Consider the following 16,631-nt stretch of genomic DNA (forward strand, 5'->3'; position numbering starts at 1 on the left):
CCCCATCCGGCTCCGACCGTGATCAGACGGACCGGGTGAAGAGCTCGGCGAGTTCACCGAGGACTCGGGCCGCCGGTGCCGGGTCGATCAGCCACTTCAGGTGGCTGCCCTCGATGGTGCGCACGTCGTACGGGTTCTCTGGCGTCAGTGCGTTGCCCTCGCGGATCAGCCGGTCCTGTATGGCGAGCGGCAGGCTCGCGTCGTCGGCCAGACGCACGAAGGTCTTCGGGATGCGGCCCCAGGTCGCGGCCTGCGCCCGGTCGGCGGAGGTGCCGGCGTCCAGGTTCTCGTCAGGCTGGAAGGTGTTCAGGAAGGTCAGGAACTCCTCGTCGGTGCCATCGGCGAGGAATGCCGCCTTGAACGCGGCCAGAGCGTCCGGGTCCGCGGTGCGGAAGTTGACGCGGAGCAGGCCGAGTTCGGCCGGGTTCCCGGCCAATGCCATCGCCAGGGCGGCAGCGTCGACCGTGGCCATCTCCGGCTCGGCGTAGTAGTCGTTGACGTCGAGATCGACCGGGCACCAGGCCGAGACGTAGACGATGCGGTCGATCAGGTCCGGCCGCGCGTTGGCCGCGGCGGTGGCCGTGATGCCGCCGCGGCTGTGCGAGACCAGGATCACCGGCCCGTTCTGCTTTGCCCGCTCCAGGATCCCGATCAGATGGGCGGCGTTGTCGGCGAGCGTGACGCCCTTGATCGAGCCGGGCGCGGTGGCGAGCCCTTCGAGGTCCTGCGGCGTCTGATAGGCGCGCGGGTAGGTCGCCCCGAATCCGTGGCCGGGCAGGTCGACGGCGACCGAACGGTGTCCGAGGAGGCCGAGTTCAGCCTGGAGGGGCGCGAAGGAGAAGGAGTTCGCGAAGGCTCCGTGAACCAGTACGAAGGTCGGTTGCATGTGTACGTACTCGCTTTCTTGCCGCCGGGCGTCGGCACGCGCAGCGCCGTTCCCGCCACCACAGGCCACCTCTCGGCCGTGGAACGAGCCGTCGTGCTGCATGTCCTCGCCGCAGGGACGTCCTCGGGCGTGGCAGGCGCCACGCGGTCAAGCGCGGGGTTTCAAGGGCAGCGGCGCGGGTGGCTGCCCGGTATCCGATGGTTCACCCTACTCAACGAAAGATCATCCGCACTACCTGTACCAGCCCCTCCGTTTGCGCTTCGCCCCGCGCCGCCCCGCCCTCGGCGGACGGGACCTTCGTGTCAGGTGTTCGACAGGGCGGGGATTTCATCGAGCATCCTCGGCAGGGGCCCCGGCGGTGTCCTCTCCCGGCTTGTCGAGGACGGCCAACTCCTCCTCGGTCAGGCGCAGGGTTCCCGCGGCGATGTTCTCCGCGAGGTGTGCCGGGTTCGTGGTGCCGGGAATGGCCAGCACATGCGGACCGCGGTGGAGCGTCCACGCAAGTCGTACCTGGGCCGGCGTCGCCTCGTGGGCGCGCGCCACGGAATGGACGCGCGCGTCGTGTTCCTGGACCGCGGCCGCCTCGCGCCGCAGACCGGAGACGGCGAAGAACGGGACGAAGGCGATGCCCCGCTCCCGGCACAGGTCCACCAGCCCGCTCTCGTCGGCGCGGCGCCAGTCCAGGCCGTAGGAGTTCTGCACGCAGACCACGGGCGCGATCGTCAGAGCCTCGGCCACGTGCTCCGGGCGGACGTTCGACAGCCCGAGGTGCCGGATCAGACCCGCCTCGCGCAGCTCCGCGAGGGCGCCGAAGTACTCGGTGAGCGAGGCCGTACCGGGGCCGTTGCGACGTAGGTTCACCACGTCCAGGTGGTCTCGGCCGAGCTGGCGCAGGTTCTCCTCGACCTGGCCGCGCAGCTGGTCGGGGCGGGCCATGGGGAGCCACTCGCCGGAGGGATCGCGCCCCGGACCGACCTTGGTCACGACGACCACCTCGCCGTTCCAGGATGAGAGGGCGCGGCTGATGAGTTCGTTCGCGGACCGCAGTGGCGAAAAGTAGAAGGCGGCCGTGTCGATGTGGTTGACGCCCTGCTCGAACGCGCTGTGGAGCAGGCCGACGGCGACATCTCGGTCGATCGGCGTGCCGTCGGAGTTCCCCATCATGCCGTTGCCCGTCAGTCGCATCGCGCCGTATCCGATGCGATTCACCTCCAGGTCCCCGAGCTTCCAGGTCCCTGCTGCCCCTGCGCTCACCGTGCTCCCTCGTCGGTCGGCTCGTCAGGGTCTGGAGTATGGGGCGGCCGGGGTGTGCAGCGACAGACCGACGGGACGGGCGAAACCTCACATCCCGATGGGGAACCAACCGTCCGCACAGAGCCGTTGGACCTACCGGGACAGCGTCGGCCAAGCCTTGCTGAAGGCCGGGTCAGACCCGCGACGAGGGGGTGTTCCAGGCATGTCCGGCATTTGGCCTGCCGGACTCTGGTCGCTCATACGGCGATCGTGGAAGCGCCCCGGGTCACACCCCGACCGCTCCGTCGATGCGCTCGCGGATCAGGTCGGCGTGTCCGTTGTGACGGCGTACTCCTCGATCATGTGGATGAGCACCCAGCGCAGGGAGACCGTGCCGCGCCAGGGGTCGTGGCCCTCGATGTCGAGATGCGAAGCCTCGGCGACGAACGCTTCCGCGAAGGCGACTTCGGCGCGCCAGGCCGCCCAGGCCACCGCGCCGGCCTCGGGGTCGGAGCCGGCGCCGTCGAAGTCGCCCTAGGTGCTCGGCCGGACGCGCTTCGCGATGCTCGTGCTCCTCGCTCACGAGCACTCCACCGGCGACCTGGCCCGGAGGCTCGGTGTCAGCAACGCCACCGCCTCGGCCCACGCCACCGCCCTGCGCGGCGCGGGCCTGATCACCACGTTCCGAGCGGGGCGCGCCGTCGGCCACCAACGCACCCTCCTGGGCAACCTCCTCGTGCACCGTGCGCAGCACCAGCCCTGACCACCAGGGCGCAGCCTCGATCGTCCGGATCAACGGCCTCACCGGACGACCCGTTGATCACGACACGAAGCGCGCCCTAGGGACGCCGTTTGAGTACGGGGCTCCCGAACACCGCGGAACTCATCGCATTCTGCTGACGGGTTGGCCTGCGGAACATTCCGCGCGCACCGACGACCAGCGCCCATGCCAGAAGGGGGAATGCCGCGACCCGCTCCATGCCTCCCATGCCCAGGCCCAGGTAGTGGTGGGAAAGGAAGAGCCCGAATGCCGTGATCGCCGTGATTCCCAGCAGGCTGGTCGCCCAACGCAGTGGGAACGGAGCATCGTTCGCCATGCCGATCCCCGCCGGCAGAAGGCCGACGTTGCCCATGACCATGATGAGCAGGGCACCCAGGACGTGCTGGTTCTCGTGGACGTCCGCGGGTGCCAGGCCGGCGAGGACCCATCCCAGACCGGCACAGGCCAAGAGAATCCGGGCCATGGTGGCTGTCGCCCCTCGACGCCATGTGGGACCGGTCAGGGCGGCGCCGACGGCGAGCAGCGTTCCCAGAACGACGAACGAGACACTCATCAGGTGGTGTTCGGGCGAGCAGACATACCGGGGCTCAGGTTCCTGCTGCATCGCGCAATGAGCGTTGCCCAAGTCGCTGATGTTGTTCCGCGCCCAACTGTACGGTCTCGCCCAGGCCGACTCCACGATCATGTGGATCACAAAGAACTGCACCACGCCCGCGATCCACGCGGCGTGTCCGATCCGAGCCTTCACCGGTCCGCCTTCTGTCGCACGATGTTCTGTACGAGCCAGCGGATCACGCGGCCCGGGCCTCAGGCACTCCGGTGAGCCCCCGGAGCGGGGTGGGGCAGACCCCACGCCGCCCCGGTCACCCGTGTGGCTCGGAGGCCGCGTCGCCGGACGCGGACCTGCTTACAGAACGACGACGGTCGCCTCGCGGGCGTAGCTGAACCCGTCGTTGTCGAAGTAGAAGACGCTGACCTTGACCTTGTCTCCCTTGAGGAAGTACGAGCCCTGCGCCGGGCGCATGGTCACCTGGGCGGTGTGGTCGCCGGCGTCGCAGACGAGCTTGTCCTTCTTGATCGTGCCGGCGGCGTTCCCCTCACGATTGGAACCCGTGCCGAGCGTCCTGGCGTTGGCCACGAGCTCGCGGTCCATGCCCGGGTCGCAGGAGTAGGTGACCTTCACCTGTACGTCCGGCTTGTGGAACGACACCTTGTCGATGGTCAGCAAGTTGGCCTTCGCCGCGGCCATGGGCGCGGCCGCGAGGACACCCGCACCGGCCATCAGGGCGGTGGCCGCAGCCCCGGCAAGGCGTCGCCGTACGCTGGTTGACTTCATGATTCTCTTCCTTCCCCCCTGTGCGGTCGCCCTTGGTCTGAAACGTGGAGAAATCTCCAATTCGGCGGACGACTGCAACAGTTGATCAATATTCGACTGAACTCTATGTGATCTTCGCAGCAGTCGCCGACAGCAGCGGGCCGTCATGTGAGGATCGGTGGATGAACGGTCTACGCTTCCGCCCGGCCAGCAGCGCCGATCTCTCCCACCTCGTGCGTCTGCGTGACGATGCTGCCCGGTGGATGCACTCCCAGGGCATCACCGGGCAGTGGCAGCCCGGCGAACTCGGGGAAGACCACTTCCACCGGATCATGGCGGACGCGGCGGTCTGGATCGCGGAGGCGGACGGCCGTACGGTCGGGGCCTGGGAACTGTGGTGGGAGGACCCGGACGCCTGGGGCCGGCAGCCCCCGACGGCCGGTTACGTGCATCGCCTGATGGTGGACCGTGCCGCCGCACCGCCGGGAACGGGACGGCGGCTTCTGCGGGCCGCCGAGCGTCGCGTGGCCGAGACGGGCCGTGGCCTGACCCGCCTCGACTGCCTGGCGGGCAACGAGCGTCTGACCGCGTACTACCTGGACGCCGGCTATCAGGTCGTCGGCCACAAGCAAGGCAAGCCCCAGCCGGGCGGCACCCCCAAGTCGTTCACGCTGCTGGAGAAAACCCTCGCGGTGCCGCCCACCCCGGCCACGAGCCCATCGGACGAGAGCCCAAAAAAACCGGACGGCGATGTCGAGAATCCGTGGCGGGCTCCGTCCCCGGGGTGAACGCGACCACAATGGGTCGCATCAGCACCGAGGAGTAACACGATGGCCAAGTACCTGCTGCTCAAGCACTACCGTGGCGCCCCGTCACCGGTCAACGACGTGCCCATGGACCAGTGGACGCCGGAGGAGATCTCGGCGCACATGCAGTACATGCACGACTTCGCGGCCCGGCTCGAGAAGACCGGCGAGTTCGTCGACGGCCAGGCGCTCGCCCCCGAGGGGGCGTGGGTCCGGTACGACGGCGAGGGGCGACCGCCGGTCACCGACGGCCCGTTCGCCGAGACGAAGGACCTCATCGCCGGCTGGATGGTGATCGACGTCGACAGCTACGAGCGCGCCGTCGAGCTGGCCGGGGAACTGTCGGCCGCCCCAGGTGCGGGCGGGAAGCCGATCCACGAGTGGCTCGAGGTTCGCCCGTTCCTGGCCGCGCCGCCCACCATCACGGAGTGACCTCGCAGATGAACGAGGCCCTGCTCAGGAGCCTGACGCCGGGCGTGCTCGCCATCCTCGTCCGCCGCGGAGCCGACTTCGCGGCGGCCGAGGACGCCGTACAGGAAGCGCTTCTCGAAGCGGTCCGCGTCTGGCCCGCCGACCCGCCACGCGACCCGAAGGGCTGGCTGGTCACCGTTGCCTGGCGCAAGTTCCTGGACGCGACCCGGGCGGACGTGGCCCGCCGCCGGCGTGAGGACCTCGTCGACCAGGAGCCGGCGCCCGGGCCCACGCCCGCGGGGGACGACACGCTGCAGTTGTACTTCCTGTGCGCCCACCCCTCACTGACGCCGTCGTCCGCGGTCGCGCTCACGCTGCGCGCCGTCGGCGGGCTCACCACCCGCCAGATCGCGCAGGCCTACCTGGTGCCCGAGGCGACCATGGCGCAGCGCATCAGCCGGGCCAAGCGCACCGTCTCCGGCGTGCGGTTCGACCGGCCCGGCGACGTCGCCACCGTGCTGCGCGTCCTCTACCTGGTCTTCAACGAGGGCTATTCCGGCGATGTCGACCTCGCCGCCGAGGCGATCCGGCTCACCCGGCAACTCGCGGCCGCGGTCGACCACCCCGAGGTGGCGGGACTGCTCGCCCTCATGTTGCTCCACCACGCCCGGCGCGCCACCCGGACCGCGCCCGACGGCAGCCTGGTGCCGCTCGCGGAGCAGGACCGCGGCCGGTGGGACACCCGGTCGATCGCCGAGGGCGTCACCATCCTGCAGGCGGCCCTCGCCCGCGATCGGCTGGGCGAGTTCCAGGCCCAGGCCGCCATCGCGGCCCTCCACGCCGACGCGCCCAGCGCCGAGGAGACCGACTGGGTGCAGATCGTGGAGTGGTACGACGAGCTCACGCGTCTGACCGACAACCCGGTCGTCCGGCTCAACCGCGCCGTGGCCGTCGGCGAGGCCGACGGACCGCGCGCCGGCCTCGCCGCACTCGGGGCGCTGGACGCCTCGCTGCCCCGCCACGCCGCGGTGGCGGCCTACCTGCACGAGCGTGACGGCGACCTGGCGACGGCGGCACGGCTGTACGCCGAGGCGGCCCACGGCGCCCCCAGCCTCGCCGAGCGCGACCACTTGACGCGCCAGGCGGCCCGGCTCAACGCCCGCCGGCGCCGCTGATGTGAGACCAGCTCAACCACACGGTGCTGGGGGGAGCCCCGCGGCGAACCCTGGTCCCTGCCAGGCCGGCCTGTGCCGGATGAGGACACAACGACGGTGCGCGGGCTCAGCCGGCCGCGGCCTCGATCTGCGGGACACGGCCGGCGTTCGGTTCCAGGTGCCTGCCGGTGAAGCGGGTCCGTATGCGGCGGTCGGGGATGACGGCGACCACGCCCTGGTAGCCGGCCAGGGCGCGGTCCAACTCCTCGACCAGGGCCGCGGAGAGGCAGTGGGTGGGCTCGTGCAGCGGCCGACGGTTCCGGTGGGGACGCCAGGGTCGCGGCCGGCGCCGGCCGCGACCGCTCGCCCCCGGCCTGACGCTGAAGGACACGGAAGCTCTCTTCGTCCGCCGGGCCAGGGCGAATACAGGATCTCGGCGCCTACGGCGAGGGCCGTCACACGCTGCGGCAGCGTTCCACCTGCTCGGTCACCTGCTCCATGAACCAGCGCATGATCTCGTACGGGACGACATGCTCGTCGTGGCTGTGGATGTGAACGGTCGGTTCCAGATCCGGATCCTCGTCCGGGACATACGCCACCACAAAGGCGGCGCCAGGCAGGTACTCCTCCGCGTCGGGGATCTCGGCCCACGCTGCGGGCGCCGGCTCGGCCTGGCTCAGTTCCACGGCCCACGCGTCATCGGGCAAGGCGTAGTGGAACTGGACGGCGTAGTGACGCCCCGCATGTTCTCGCAGTTCAGCTGGCATGGCGGCAGGCTGACACGGCTACGGGGTCCGAGTCGCGGAGATATCGGCGCAGACTCGTGATCTTCACGGCCGGCCTGAACTCGATCACGGCCGGCCTGGACTCGGCCGTCCTTCTCGCAGGTCGGCGTGGCGGTGCCGGCGATCGTGACGATGACCTGGCTGGATGCGGCCGCGCTCGCCCGGCGGGCCGGCGGGTCAGCGCCGGTGGGTCAGCCGCGCACCAGAGGCCCGTCGAGGCGCGGGGTCCGGCCCCCGGTTGAAGTCCCCGACGAGCTGGCTGACAGTGGGAGACATGAGCCGTCACCGGCGCCCTCCCCGGAGGGCCCCGTGGATCGCGGCCGGTGCTGCCGTGCTCATCCTCGGCGGCCTCGGCATATGGCTGGCGATGCCCCAGGGCGGAACGCCGCGGCCACACCCGTCAGCCTCGGGGACCCTGACCCCGCCGACGTCGCGTCCACTGCCGTCCAAGACCCCGGCGCCGGAAACGTCCAGCCCCGCACCGAAGCAGACCGGCACGGCCGTACCCAGGCCGACACCGACCCCGACGGCGACGGCCCCGCACCCGGTGGCACCGACCGGCCGGCCGACCCACCGCCGCACGACCGCTCCCCCGCCAGCAGTGCGAACACCCACTCCCCGGCCGCCGCAAGCGACACCGGCACCGGCCCGGTCCACTGCGGTCCCGCCCCCGGCACCGTCCTCACGGCCGCCGACGTCCCCCGCGCCGACGCAGTCGCGGCCGCCGGCCCCCAGGCCGTCCCTCACTCCCACCGCCACGCCGACGGCCAGTGGCGCCGGCGCGCCGACCACGACCTGGTACACCTCCCCCGCGGCGGTCGCCGCCGCTCAGCGCATGGCCGCCGCCGGGGCGGTCGGGGACCCCGCGTGCTCGCTGGCCGCCGTGGGCCGGCCCGACCCGAGCCTCGTCCCGCAAGGCACGCGCATCGGCATCGGGAACTCCGGGGGCTATTGGTGCCTGATCTGGTAGAGGCGTGGCGTGACCGGCGGCGCCGGTCCGACCAGTCGTGCGCGACGCGTGCCGGCGGAAGCGCCCGGCGCGCGCCTGGTGCAACCTGCCTCATGCCAGTGCGGGTTGCGGCTCCGGTCGCTGGACCGTTCCGGTGCTCGTTTCCCACTGTTTGGTGGTGCGCACGAATCCGTAGACCACCGATGCCATCGCCAGAATGAGAAGTGGCCCGCACAGCCACGGATGTTCGGCCATCTCCACCGGCAGAAAGCGATAAGACGTCAAGAGCGCGGCGAAGACCACTGTCCCGTAAGCGACCAACAGGGTTCCCGACCGGTCCCTGCCGCGGTCGAGCGAGCGCAGCGCTGCCTCGACCGTGACCGAGAACACCGCGCCCGCAACGAGGTCCACGCCGTAGTGGTAGCCGAATCCGAGCGTCGCCCCGAGCGTGGCGATCAGCCAGAACGTGCCTGCCCAACGAAGAACCCGTGGGCCCTTACGGGTGTGAATGAAGATCGCGGTGGCCCAGGCTGTGTGCAGGCTGGGCATGCAGTTGCGGGGGGTGAGCGCGTCGAACGACATCGCGTGCGGATGGATCGGTGGTGGCGTGTGGGGCCACAGACTGGCGATCGCCCAGTGCTCGCCTCCGGTGCCGAAGGCGCCCGGGCCGTAGGCGAAGACCGGCCCGACCACTGGGAAGATCATGTAGATGCCCGGCCCGAGGAGACCGATCACCAGGAAGGTGCGCACCAGGTGATGGCTCGGGAAGCGGCGCTCGGCGGCCACGTCGCGCAGCTGGTACAGGGCGACGACGACCGCGGCCACCGGTTGCCCAGCGCGTGATCGGCGGTGGCCACGTACTGGTCGAGTACCGTCGGGCGGGTCTTGGAGGTGATGAGCAGCCAGGTGTCGCCGGTCTTGCGGCCGGCCACGAGCAGCAGGCCCAGCCCGACGCCCTTCAGCAGCAGGACGCGTTCGGCGCCGGTGCGACGGGTGACGGCGATGACCGCGTAGCCCAGAATCACCCACAATGCACCGTTTCCAAAGGGGTGTCCGTCGGTCACCTTGGCGCCGACCGCCCACCGCACCAGCACGAAGACGACGTCGATGCCGACCGCGACACCCGCCGCGATGAACCGTTGCCGCCAGGTGAGCACGACCATCATCAACGCCATGCCGGCATACAGCAGCGGCCCCGACTTCGGGGCGAAGATCACCTCTCGCGCCTGGTTGGTGACAGGCCCCGGCAGGCCGTAACGACGAGCGGCAATCTCCAGCGCGACGAGGAACCCGAGGGCCGCCACACCTGCCGCAGCCCACAGGATCGCCCGTGGTTGACGCCACACGGCGAAAAGAGCTCTGTAGTTTTTCCGCGAGAATGCCCGCGACGCTTTGGATATCAATTTTTCAGCCGATTTGTCAGATTTCAAGGCGATCGTTCGTGGGTTCGATCATGTTATCGGAACCATGCGGGCGGGTTGCGCCGGTTACGGTGACATGAAGGCGAGGTGAGCCCGCTCCCGTGCCCCGAAACGGGAACTCCGCAGGGGACGGTCTCCGAGTTCAATGTCCGCGTGGACGAATCTTTGTGGAGCCGTCTGGTGCCCGATGCGCGAGCGGAGGTCGACGGTCTGATCGCCGCCGGTCGTCATATACAGGCGATCGCGACGATGCTCGGCCTCGTCGGACCGCCGAGACCGAGCCTGCCCGCGTGCGTGGACCTCTTGGAACTGCGAGCGCGTGTGCTGCGTCAATAGACGACAGCCGACGCTGGTGTCGACGCCGTTCAGGGTGGTGCGCCAGTCCGGGACGGCTACGTGCGTGAGTCGTCGGCTGGGCGGTGGGAGCAACGGTACGGTGTGCCCCTGACAATCGCCGGGCCGATGGCCTGTGATCACCAGGGGAGTTTCATGCAACACCGCAGACCGCGCCACCGCCGCAGACTCATAGCCCGAGCGGTCGGTACCGCAGGTGTGCTCGCCGTCGCCCTGAGTGCCGGGGTGACGCCGTCGATGGCGGCCGGGAAGGCCACCCCCAAGCCCACGGCCGGCGGGGCGTCGTCCGTCCAGGGAGCCCCGAACTGGGCGCCCGAGAACGACAGCGCGGTCCCGCCCAAGGGCGCCCACCCGTCCGCCTCGCTCAGCAGCGGCCGGGCCTCCGCGGTCCAGCTCAGGCTTCCCGCGCCGAGCGGGCGCTACCAGGTCGGCACCTTCACCCAGCACCTCGTCGACAAGTCCCGCACGGACCCGTACGTAACCGGCAACCGGGCGCGCGAGTTGATGGTGACGTACTGGTATCCGGCGTCCTCCACGGCCGGACACGCGTCGGCACCGTGGATGCCGTCGATCTCGGGCGCGCACTTCCTCGCCTCGCGCGGCCTGTCGCCGCAGCAGGTCACGCTGCCGCAGACCGCCAGCCACGTCCTGGCACCGGTCACCACCAAGCTCGGCAAGCTGCCCGTGCTCCTGTACTCGACCGGGCTGCACTCGGACCGCGCGATGGGCACCGCCCTGGCCGAGGATCTCGCCAGCCGCGGCTACATCGTCATCGCCGTCGATCACACGCACGACGCCAACGAAGTGGAGTTCCCGGGCGGACGGCTCGAGGTCAACACCATGCCGGCCGGCGCGCACTCCTCCGACACGCTCAACGTGCGCGCTGCCGACATCCGCTTCGTCATCAACCAGCTCGGCACCATCGCCAAGGGCGGCAACCCGGACTTCGACCACGCGAAGCTCCCCTCCGGTCTGTCGAAGGTCGTGGACACGTCCCGCGTCGGGATGTTCGGCTGGTCGCTGGGCGGCGCCGCGGTCGACACCGCCATGCAGCTCGACCACCGCATCGACGCCGGGGCCAACCTGGACGGCCAGTTCTTCGGCACGGCGCCGGGCAAGGACCTGAGCCGGCCGTTCATGCTCTTCAGTTCCGGCACGCACAACCGCAACAACGACTCGTCGTGGCGCAAGCTGTGGCCGCATCTCAAGGGATACCGGGTCGACATCCAGCTCCACGGTTCGAGGCACCTGTCGTTCAGCGACAACGAGTGGCTCGTGCCGCAGGTTGCGCCCCTTCTCGGGCTTTCGCCGGACCAGGTGCGGCAGCAGTACGGCACGATCGACTCCAACCGGGCGATCAAGGTCCAGCGCGTGTACCTCGCCGCCTACTTCGACCAGGAGCTGCGTCACCAGCACAGCACCCTGATGGACGGACCCTCCAGGAGTTACCCGGAGATCTCCTTCGTCCGTTGACCGGACGTCCGTGGGACGGGCCTCGTACGAGGGTCCGTCCCACGGCCCACGACTCCGGCTGCCCTGGCGTTGCGAGGACACGCCCCAGGGGCATGCCGCAGGGCCACGGGGGTACCGGGTCGCGTGACCCCATGGGGCTAAAGTGTGCGATTGTCGAACATTCGAGCGCTCGTCGCCGGTTGAGAAAGGATCCGCTGCTCTGCCCACCGCCGCCCGGGCGCCGCGCCGACACCGCACCCTCCGCCCGACCGTTCCGCCCTCCCCGGGCGGTGCGCCCGCCGAGGGCCCCGCTCGTCATGCTGCCGCCGGACTCGGCCGCCCTCACCGTGACCGACCTGGGCAGCCCCGGGCCCGGTTCGGTGGGTGTTCCGCAGGCCTCGCTGACGGCAGAGCAGCGGAGCGCCCCGGGAAATCCGGCTGCCGGAGGGCATCACGGCCGACGTCCGGACGAACGCGTCTCCCCCACCGCGTACGACGGGACACCGACGGCCGGGCCTGCGGATTCCCAGCCGCCGGCAGCCCGTACCACCGCCGCACCGCCTGACCACTGATCCGAGGACCACCCATGGCCAGCACCTCCACCGACCAGCCCACCGGCTCCCCCCGCCGACACCGGGCATCGCCCCTGCCGGGGGGAGGGCCGGCAGCTCCGTTGCGCTGGGAGCGCCCGGCACTCGCCGCGGTCCTGCTGGTCGCCACCGTGCTGTACGCCTGGGGCCTGCAGCGCGCCGCGATCCACCCCTACTACAGCGCGGCGATACGGTCGATGGCCACCAGCTGGCGCGCCTTCTTCTTCGGCGGTCTCGACCCCAGCGGTTCGATCACCCTGGACAAGCTGCCGGGTGCCTTCTGGCCCGAGGCCGCCAGCGTCTGGCTCTTCGGCCCGCACACGTGGGCGGCCGCGCTGCCGCAGGTCATCGAGGGCGTGCTCACGGTGTGGCTGCTCCACCGGATCGTCCGGGACTGGGCGGGGCCGTTCGCCGCGCTGATCGCCGCGCTGACGCTCACCTTCACGCCGGTCACCGTGGTCCTCAACCGGGCCACCATCCCGGACACTGCACTCACCCTGCTGCTGGTGGCGGCCGCCGGGGCCCTGCAGAAGGCGGTGCGGACCGAACGGCTGCAGCCGCTGATCACCTGCGGTGTCTGGGTCGGGCTCGCCTTCCAGACGAAGATGCTGCAGGCGTGGCTGGTGCTGCCGGTGTTCGCCGTCGTCTACCAAGTCGTCGCCCCGGGCACGCCGTTGAAGCGGGCTCTGCGCCTGCTGCTGGGCGGCACGACCGCACTGGTCGTCTCCTGCGCATGGGTGCTGCTCGCCTGGGTGACGCCCGCCGCCGACCGCCCGTACGTGGACGGCACCTCCAACAACAATCCCTTCAGCCTGGTCTTCGGCTACAACGGCGTGAGCCGCTTCAGCGACGATCCCACCGCGTTCGGTGCCGTCGCGGGCACCTCGGCCAGCCGGACCGACGGGAACACGGGCTGGGGAATGCTGATCAACCACACGATCGGCCCGCAGGTCGCCTGGTTCCTGCCGCTCGCCGTGCTCGCCGCCGTGCTGGGCCTCGTCTGGCGCGCCCGGGAACCGCGAACCGACCTGCTGCGTGCCGGTTTCCTGCTCTGGGGCGGCTGGCTGGCCGTACACGCGATGGTGTTCAGCACCTCCAACGGCAACCACCCTTACTACACCGCCGTCATCGCCCCGGCGCTCGCCGCGCTGACCGGTGGCGGGCTCGCCCTCTTCCGGTCCGAGTACGAGGCGGGCACGCGGCGACGCGTGGCGCTGCCGTCGGCCATCGTGCTGACGGTGGCCTGGGCGCTGGTGCTCGACTGGCCGACCGGGTTCGTGTCCTGGCTGGTGGTGCTCGCCGTGCCCCTGGCCGTGGGCGGTGCGCTGGGTCTGTGGATCTCTGGGCCGCACGCCTCCCACCTGCTGGTCCAAGGGTCTCTGGCCGCGGGAGTCGTGGCCACCCTGCTCGTACCACTCGGCTGGGCCGCCTCCAGCCTCGATCCGCTCTACGCCGGCGCCTCCACCTCGCCGACGGCCGGGCCGGTCGGCAAGGTCTACCACAAGGCCCTCCATGACCGGTCCGCGCTCCGCCAGGTGGGACTCGACCAGCCCAGCGACCGCGACACCGCCCTGCTCGACTACCTCATCTCGCACCGCCACGGCGAGAAGTACCTGCTGGCCACGCAGGCCGCCTACCCCGCGGAGCGCCTTCTGCGCGCCGATTCCCAGCCCACGCTCGTCATGGGCGGCTTCACCGGCAAGACCCCCTTCCCCACCGCCCAGCAGCTCGGCGAGCTCGTCACCACGCACCAGCTGCGCTACGTGCTGCTCACCCCCCGGCGGCCGGCGACCCCCGCCACCACGTGGGTGAAGTCCCACTGCACACGTATCCGCTCGCGGGCCTACGGGTGGCGTACGAGGGGCAGCTTCGCCCTGTACGACTGCGCGGGAAAGCACTGAAGCGGCGGCACCGCGAGCCCGGCCTGCGGCACGGCGCCGGGGGCGCGCTTCAGCGCAGGCTGCGCCCGTCGGGCCGGTGCGTCATCGGGCCGTTCGTACCCTCAGGGCTTGGACGGACCAGTCGATCACCGGGACCACGGGTTCCGGGGCCGGCCAGCCGTTGACCACGGCGAGCAGCTGGAAGTACCGGTCCCTGCGCGGATCGTTCGCGGCTTCCAGGCGGTGCAACAGCCAGCTCCGCAGCTGGGCGTCGTCGGGGCGGCCCGCGGCGAGCGCGCACCGGGCGGTGAGCCTCGCGACCGCGGGATCAGCCCGCGGCGATGCGGGGCTGATGCCCTGCGTCACCGCCTCTTCGACGAGTTCGCGGACGACGGCGGTGATGTCCGGGCGCGGCGGTGTCGAAGCGTCATCAAGCAGATCAGGCCGCTCAGCCACATGCTCTGCGACCACGCGACGCACACCGGCGCGGAAACCCGCGTCCTGTGACAGCTGCGCCAGTTCCAGAAGTGGGCTCGCGTCTGGCCGCGGTGGCGAGCACCGCTTGCCGTAGACGCGGGATGCCGATCCGTGCGTTCCGGGCGGCGGCATGTTCCGCGGCCACTTCGCTGAGCGTGAGCTCCTGATCCGTGACACGCCGGATCACGTCGAGGCCGAGGCCGAGCTCGCGCAGCGTCCGCACGAGGGCCGGCCGGGCAACGGCGTACTCTCCTGTCTCCCTCCGCGGGAGAGTCAAGTCCCACCCGAATGATCTACAAGTGGGCGTGGACCTCAGACCTCCTCACGCGGACAGGCGTTGTGACGGACGGCGAGCCACAGCTCGGTGCTGCGGGCGAGGACGCATAGTGGATCAGGCACATCATCCACCCAGGAGGCGGCCCTCATGACGGACCGTTACGACCCCAGCCGCACGGCGGTACTCCTGGTGGACCCCTACAACGACTTCCTCTCCGAGGGCGGCAAGCTGTGGCCGCGCGTGGAGCCGGTGGCAACGGACGTGGGTCTGCTGCACAACCTGCGCATGGTCGTCGACGCCGCGCGCACAGCCAGCCTGACGATGGCGTTCGTCCCGCACCGGCGCTGGGAGGAGGGCGACTACGTCGGCTGGGACCACCCCAATCCCAGCCAGCATCGGACGCGGCGCGGGCAGACCTTCGCCCGCGGCAGCTGGGGAGGCGAGTTCCACCCGGACTTCCAGCCGCAGCTGGGAGACTTGCTGATCAAGGAGCACTGGGCTCAGAGCGGCTTCGCCAATACCGACCTGGACTTCCAGCTCAAACAGCACGGCGTGACGCACGTCGTCCTGATCGGGCTGCTCGCCAACACCTGCATCGAGTCCACGGGCCGCTTCGCGATGGAGCTCGGCTACCACGTCACCCTCGTCACCGACGCGACCGCGGCGTACAGCGCCGACATGATGCACGCCGCACACGAGCTGAACGGTCCCACCTACGCCCACGCCATCATCACCACGGCGGAGCTCGTCCACACGCTGGCAGGCTGAACCCGCGCACGGCTCACGCGGCGCCACCGCCCAGGGCAGCCTGCGATCGCCGCAGAGCCGCACCGGCTCTTCACGGCGGACGACGAAGACACCGATCCGGACTGAGGCAGGGGGGCGGCGTTCACAGATGGTGACGGGGATATCGCCGGCGCGAGGTCGGTGGTGGTGGCCGGGGATCCATGGGTACTCGGCTCCAGCAGCAGACCGACGCAACGGAGGCACACTGATGAGCACAGTCAAGGAATCGGTAGAAGTAGAGGTGCCGCTCCACACCGCCTACAACCAGTGGACGCAGTTCGAGACGTTTCCGGACTTCATGGAAGGCGTGGAGGAGGTCAGGCAACTGGACGATCGGCACAACCACTGGACCACCAAGATCGGCGGAGTCCGGCGGGAATTCGACACCGAGATCGTCGACCAGCTTCCCGACGAGCGCATCACGTGGCGCACCACCACGGGCGACACCACTCAGAAGGGCACGGTTCGCTTCCAGCGCATGGACGACATGCACACCAGGGTGGAACTCGTCATGGATGTCGAACCCAGCGGAGCCGCGGAGAAGGTGGCGGACCTGCTCGGAACGCTCGACCGTCGCGTCAAGGGTGACATGAAGCGCTTCAAGCAGTACATCGAACAGCGCGGCGACGAGTCCGGCGCGTGGCGCGGACGCATCAGGCCCGGAGATTAGCGGGACCTCGATGAGCGGGACCTCCCTGAATCCCTTCGCGTACGGGGACGACGGCTGACTTCCGGTCAAACACTGGCCGACGCGCCGAGGCACCCTTCCCTCCGCTGGTCACGCCGGGTGATGCTCTGCTCACCGGGGGAGATCAGTTGTCACCAACCCACGGAGGAAAAGACGATGCCTCTCGGAACAATCGCCGTGTACAACAGGGCGGACGGCGTGGGCGTCATCACGGACGAGGACGGGGAGAGCCGTCCCTTCTCCGGCATGGAGACGCAGACCACCCGCGAGGGTCAGCGGGTGGTCTTCGAGATCGTCGGCCACAAGGCGACGAACGTGATCGCCGTCCGGTGACCGACCCGCTCACCACCGCCCCGCCCCGGCAGAATCGGGAGCGGGGCGTACTG

17 protein-coding genes and 2 pseudogenes are annotated in these 16,631 nt (G+C 70.3%); 10 read left to right on the forward strand and 9 right to left on the reverse strand.

The window, feature by feature from the left end; translation table 11 throughout:
- Positions 1 to 22 precede the first annotated feature (22 nt).
- From IO33_RS0116145 to IO33_RS44195, 3 genes and pseudogenes are all read right to left on the reverse strand, one after another.
- A complete protein-coding gene (locus IO33_RS0116145) occupies positions 23 to 886 on the reverse strand; it encodes an alpha/beta fold hydrolase (RefSeq protein ID WP_031165267.1) in 864 nt (287 codons plus the stop codon).
- Between the two features lie 327 nt (positions 887 to 1,213).
- The gene (locus tag IO33_RS0116150) at positions 1,214 to 2,140 is read right to left on the reverse strand and encodes an oxidoreductase (protein WP_051926793.1); all 927 of its coding nucleotides are present in this window, start codon (positions 2,138 to 2,140) and stop codon (positions 1,214 to 1,216) included.
- A gap of 265 nt (positions 2,141 to 2,405) precedes the next feature.
- Positions 2,406 to 2,653, reverse strand: a pseudogene (locus tag IO33_RS44195) (mycothiol transferase); the annotation flags it as partial.
- Positions 2,654 to 2,681: 28 nt separating this feature from the next.
- On the opposite strand from IO33_RS44195, the gene IO33_RS0116160 reads away from it, so the two are divergent.
- Complete coding sequence (locus IO33_RS0116160; RefSeq protein WP_078963696.1) at positions 2,682 to 2,882, forward strand: ArsR family transcriptional regulator; 201 nt, start codon at positions 2,682 to 2,684, stop codon at positions 2,880 to 2,882.
- Between the two features lie 76 nt (positions 2,883 to 2,958).
- Here IO33_RS0116160 and IO33_RS0116165 read toward each other — a convergent pair whose 3' ends face one another.
- On the reverse strand, positions 2,959 to 3,648 hold the full coding sequence (locus IO33_RS0116165) for a DUF998 domain-containing protein (protein WP_051926795.1): 690 nt from the start codon (positions 3,646 to 3,648) through the stop codon (positions 2,959 to 2,961).
- A 159-nt stretch (positions 3,649 to 3,807) separates the two neighbouring features.
- Positions 3,808 to 4,236, reverse strand: coding sequence for a hypothetical protein (locus IO33_RS0116170; protein WP_031165274.1), 429 nt, complete (start codon positions 4,234 to 4,236; stop codon positions 3,808 to 3,810).
- Positions 4,237 to 4,397: 161 nt separating this feature from the next.
- Here IO33_RS0116170 and IO33_RS0116175 point away from each other — a divergent pair, with 161 nt between their 5' ends.
- The 3 genes from IO33_RS0116175 to IO33_RS0116185 are packed head-to-tail and all read left to right on the forward strand — an operon-like array spanning position 4,398 to position 6,607.
- Complete coding sequence (locus IO33_RS0116175; RefSeq protein ID WP_051926797.1) at positions 4,398 to 5,003, forward strand: GNAT family N-acetyltransferase; 606 nt, start codon at positions 4,398 to 4,400, stop codon at positions 5,001 to 5,003.
- 42 nt (positions 5,004 to 5,045) lie between these two features.
- Positions 5,046 to 5,453, forward strand: coding sequence for a YciI family protein (locus IO33_RS0116180; protein WP_031165278.1), 408 nt, complete (start codon positions 5,046 to 5,048; stop codon positions 5,451 to 5,453).
- 8 nt (positions 5,454 to 5,461) lie between these two features.
- Positions 5,462 to 6,607, forward strand: a complete 1,146-nt coding sequence (locus tag IO33_RS0116185) for an RNA polymerase sigma factor (protein ID WP_031165280.1) — start codon at positions 5,462 to 5,464, stop codon at positions 6,605 to 6,607.
- 106 nt (positions 6,608 to 6,713) lie between these two features.
- On the opposite strand, the gene IO33_RS0116190 is transcribed toward IO33_RS0116185, so the two are convergent.
- The 3 genes and pseudogenes from IO33_RS0116190 to IO33_RS44200 all read right to left on the reverse strand — a co-directional run bounded on the left by IO33_RS0116190 (position 6,714) and on the right by IO33_RS44200 (position 9,645).
- Entirely contained in the window at positions 6,714 to 6,977 is a 264-nt protein-coding gene (locus IO33_RS0116190) for a hypothetical protein (RefSeq protein ID WP_031165281.1), read from the reverse strand.
- Positions 6,978 to 7,041: 64 nt separating this feature from the next.
- On the reverse strand, positions 7,042 to 7,353 hold the full coding sequence (locus IO33_RS0116195) for a hypothetical protein (RefSeq protein WP_031165284.1): 312 nt from the start codon (positions 7,351 to 7,353) through the stop codon (positions 7,042 to 7,044).
- Between the two features lie 1,078 nt (positions 7,354 to 8,431).
- Positions 8,432 to 9,645: pseudogene (locus IO33_RS44200) on the reverse strand (phosphatase PAP2 family protein).
- A gap of 249 nt (positions 9,646 to 9,894) precedes the next feature.
- On the opposite strand from IO33_RS44200, the gene IO33_RS50440 reads away from it, so the two are divergent.
- From IO33_RS50440 to IO33_RS0116225, 3 genes are all read left to right on the forward strand, one after another.
- Positions 9,895 to 10,077, forward strand: coding sequence for a hypothetical protein (locus IO33_RS50440; protein ID WP_157857863.1), 183 nt, complete (start codon positions 9,895 to 9,897; stop codon positions 10,075 to 10,077).
- 153 nt (positions 10,078 to 10,230) lie between these two features.
- Complete coding sequence (locus tag IO33_RS0116220; protein WP_245235807.1) at positions 10,231 to 11,568, forward strand: alpha/beta hydrolase family protein; 1,338 nt, start codon at positions 10,231 to 10,233, stop codon at positions 11,566 to 11,568.
- Positions 11,569 to 12,133: 565 nt separating this feature from the next.
- On the forward strand, positions 12,134 to 14,038 hold the full coding sequence (locus tag IO33_RS0116225) for a glycosyltransferase family 39 protein (protein WP_031165293.1): 1,905 nt from the start codon (positions 12,134 to 12,136) through the stop codon (positions 14,036 to 14,038).
- An 81-nt stretch (positions 14,039 to 14,119) separates the two neighbouring features.
- On the opposite strand, the gene IO33_RS51710 is transcribed toward IO33_RS0116225, so the two are convergent.
- Positions 14,120 to 14,473, reverse strand: a complete 354-nt coding sequence (locus IO33_RS51710; protein WP_209438864.1) for a hypothetical protein — start codon at positions 14,471 to 14,473, stop codon at positions 14,120 to 14,122.
- 445 nt (positions 14,474 to 14,918) lie between these two features.
- On the opposite strand from IO33_RS51710, the gene IO33_RS0116235 reads away from it, so the two are divergent.
- From IO33_RS0116235 to IO33_RS51195, 3 genes are all read left to right on the forward strand, one after another.
- Positions 14,919 to 15,539 carry a cysteine hydrolase family protein gene (locus IO33_RS0116235; protein ID WP_031165295.1) on the forward strand — a complete coding sequence of 207 codons (621 nt, stop codon included), beginning with the start codon at positions 14,919 to 14,921 and terminating at the stop codon, positions 15,537 to 15,539.
- Positions 15,540 to 15,765: 226 nt separating this feature from the next.
- Positions 15,766 to 16,227, forward strand: coding sequence for an SRPBCC family protein (locus IO33_RS0116240; RefSeq protein WP_031165297.1), 462 nt, complete (start codon positions 15,766 to 15,768; stop codon positions 16,225 to 16,227).
- A gap of 174 nt (positions 16,228 to 16,401) precedes the next feature.
- Positions 16,402 to 16,578, forward strand: coding sequence for a S1 domain-containing protein (locus IO33_RS51195; protein WP_167349453.1), 177 nt, complete (start codon positions 16,402 to 16,404; stop codon positions 16,576 to 16,578).
- Positions 16,579 to 16,631: the final 53 nt, after the last annotated feature.

The sequence above is a fragment of the Streptomyces durhamensis genome, assembly GCF_000725475.1.
Taxonomy (GTDB): Bacteria; Actinomycetota; Actinomycetes; order Streptomycetales; family Streptomycetaceae; genus Streptomyces; species Streptomyces filipinensis.

Coding starts and splice junctions, on each gene's coding strand:
- IO33_RS0116225 (WP_031165293.1), top strand. CDS start 12,134: ATGGCCAGCACCTCCACCGACCAGCCCACCGGCTCCCCCCGCCGACAC.
- IO33_RS0116185 (WP_031165280.1), top strand. CDS start 5,462: ATGAACGAGGCCCTGCTCAGGAGCCTGACGCCGGGCGTGCTCGCCATC.
- IO33_RS0116160 (WP_078963696.1), top strand. CDS start 2,682: ATGCTCGTGCTCCTCGCTCACGAGCACTCCACCGGCGACCTGGCCCGG.
- IO33_RS0116175 (WP_051926797.1), top strand. CDS start 4,398: ATGAACGGTCTACGCTTCCGCCCGGCCAGCAGCGCCGATCTCTCCCAC.
- IO33_RS51195 (WP_167349453.1), top strand. CDS start 16,402: ATGCCTCTCGGAACAATCGCCGTGTACAACAGGGCGGACGGCGTGGGC.
- IO33_RS0116195 (WP_031165284.1), bottom strand. CDS start 7,353: ATGCCAGCTGAACTGCGAGAACATGCGGGGCGTCACTACGCCGTCCAG.
- IO33_RS0116220 (WP_245235807.1), top strand. CDS start 10,231: ATGCAACACCGCAGACCGCGCCACCGCCGCAGACTCATAGCCCGAGCG.
- IO33_RS0116235 (WP_031165295.1), top strand. CDS start 14,919: ATGACGGACCGTTACGACCCCAGCCGCACGGCGGTACTCCTGGTGGAC.
- IO33_RS0116145 (WP_031165267.1), bottom strand. CDS start 886: ATGCAACCGACCTTCGTACTGGTTCACGGAGCCTTCGCGAACTCCTTC.
- IO33_RS0116180 (WP_031165278.1), top strand. CDS start 5,046: ATGGCCAAGTACCTGCTGCTCAAGCACTACCGTGGCGCCCCGTCACCG.
- IO33_RS0116240 (WP_031165297.1), top strand. CDS start 15,766: ATGAGCACAGTCAAGGAATCGGTAGAAGTAGAGGTGCCGCTCCACACC.
- IO33_RS0116170 (WP_031165274.1), bottom strand. CDS start 4,236: ATGAAGTCAACCAGCGTACGGCGACGCCTTGCCGGGGCTGCGGCCACC.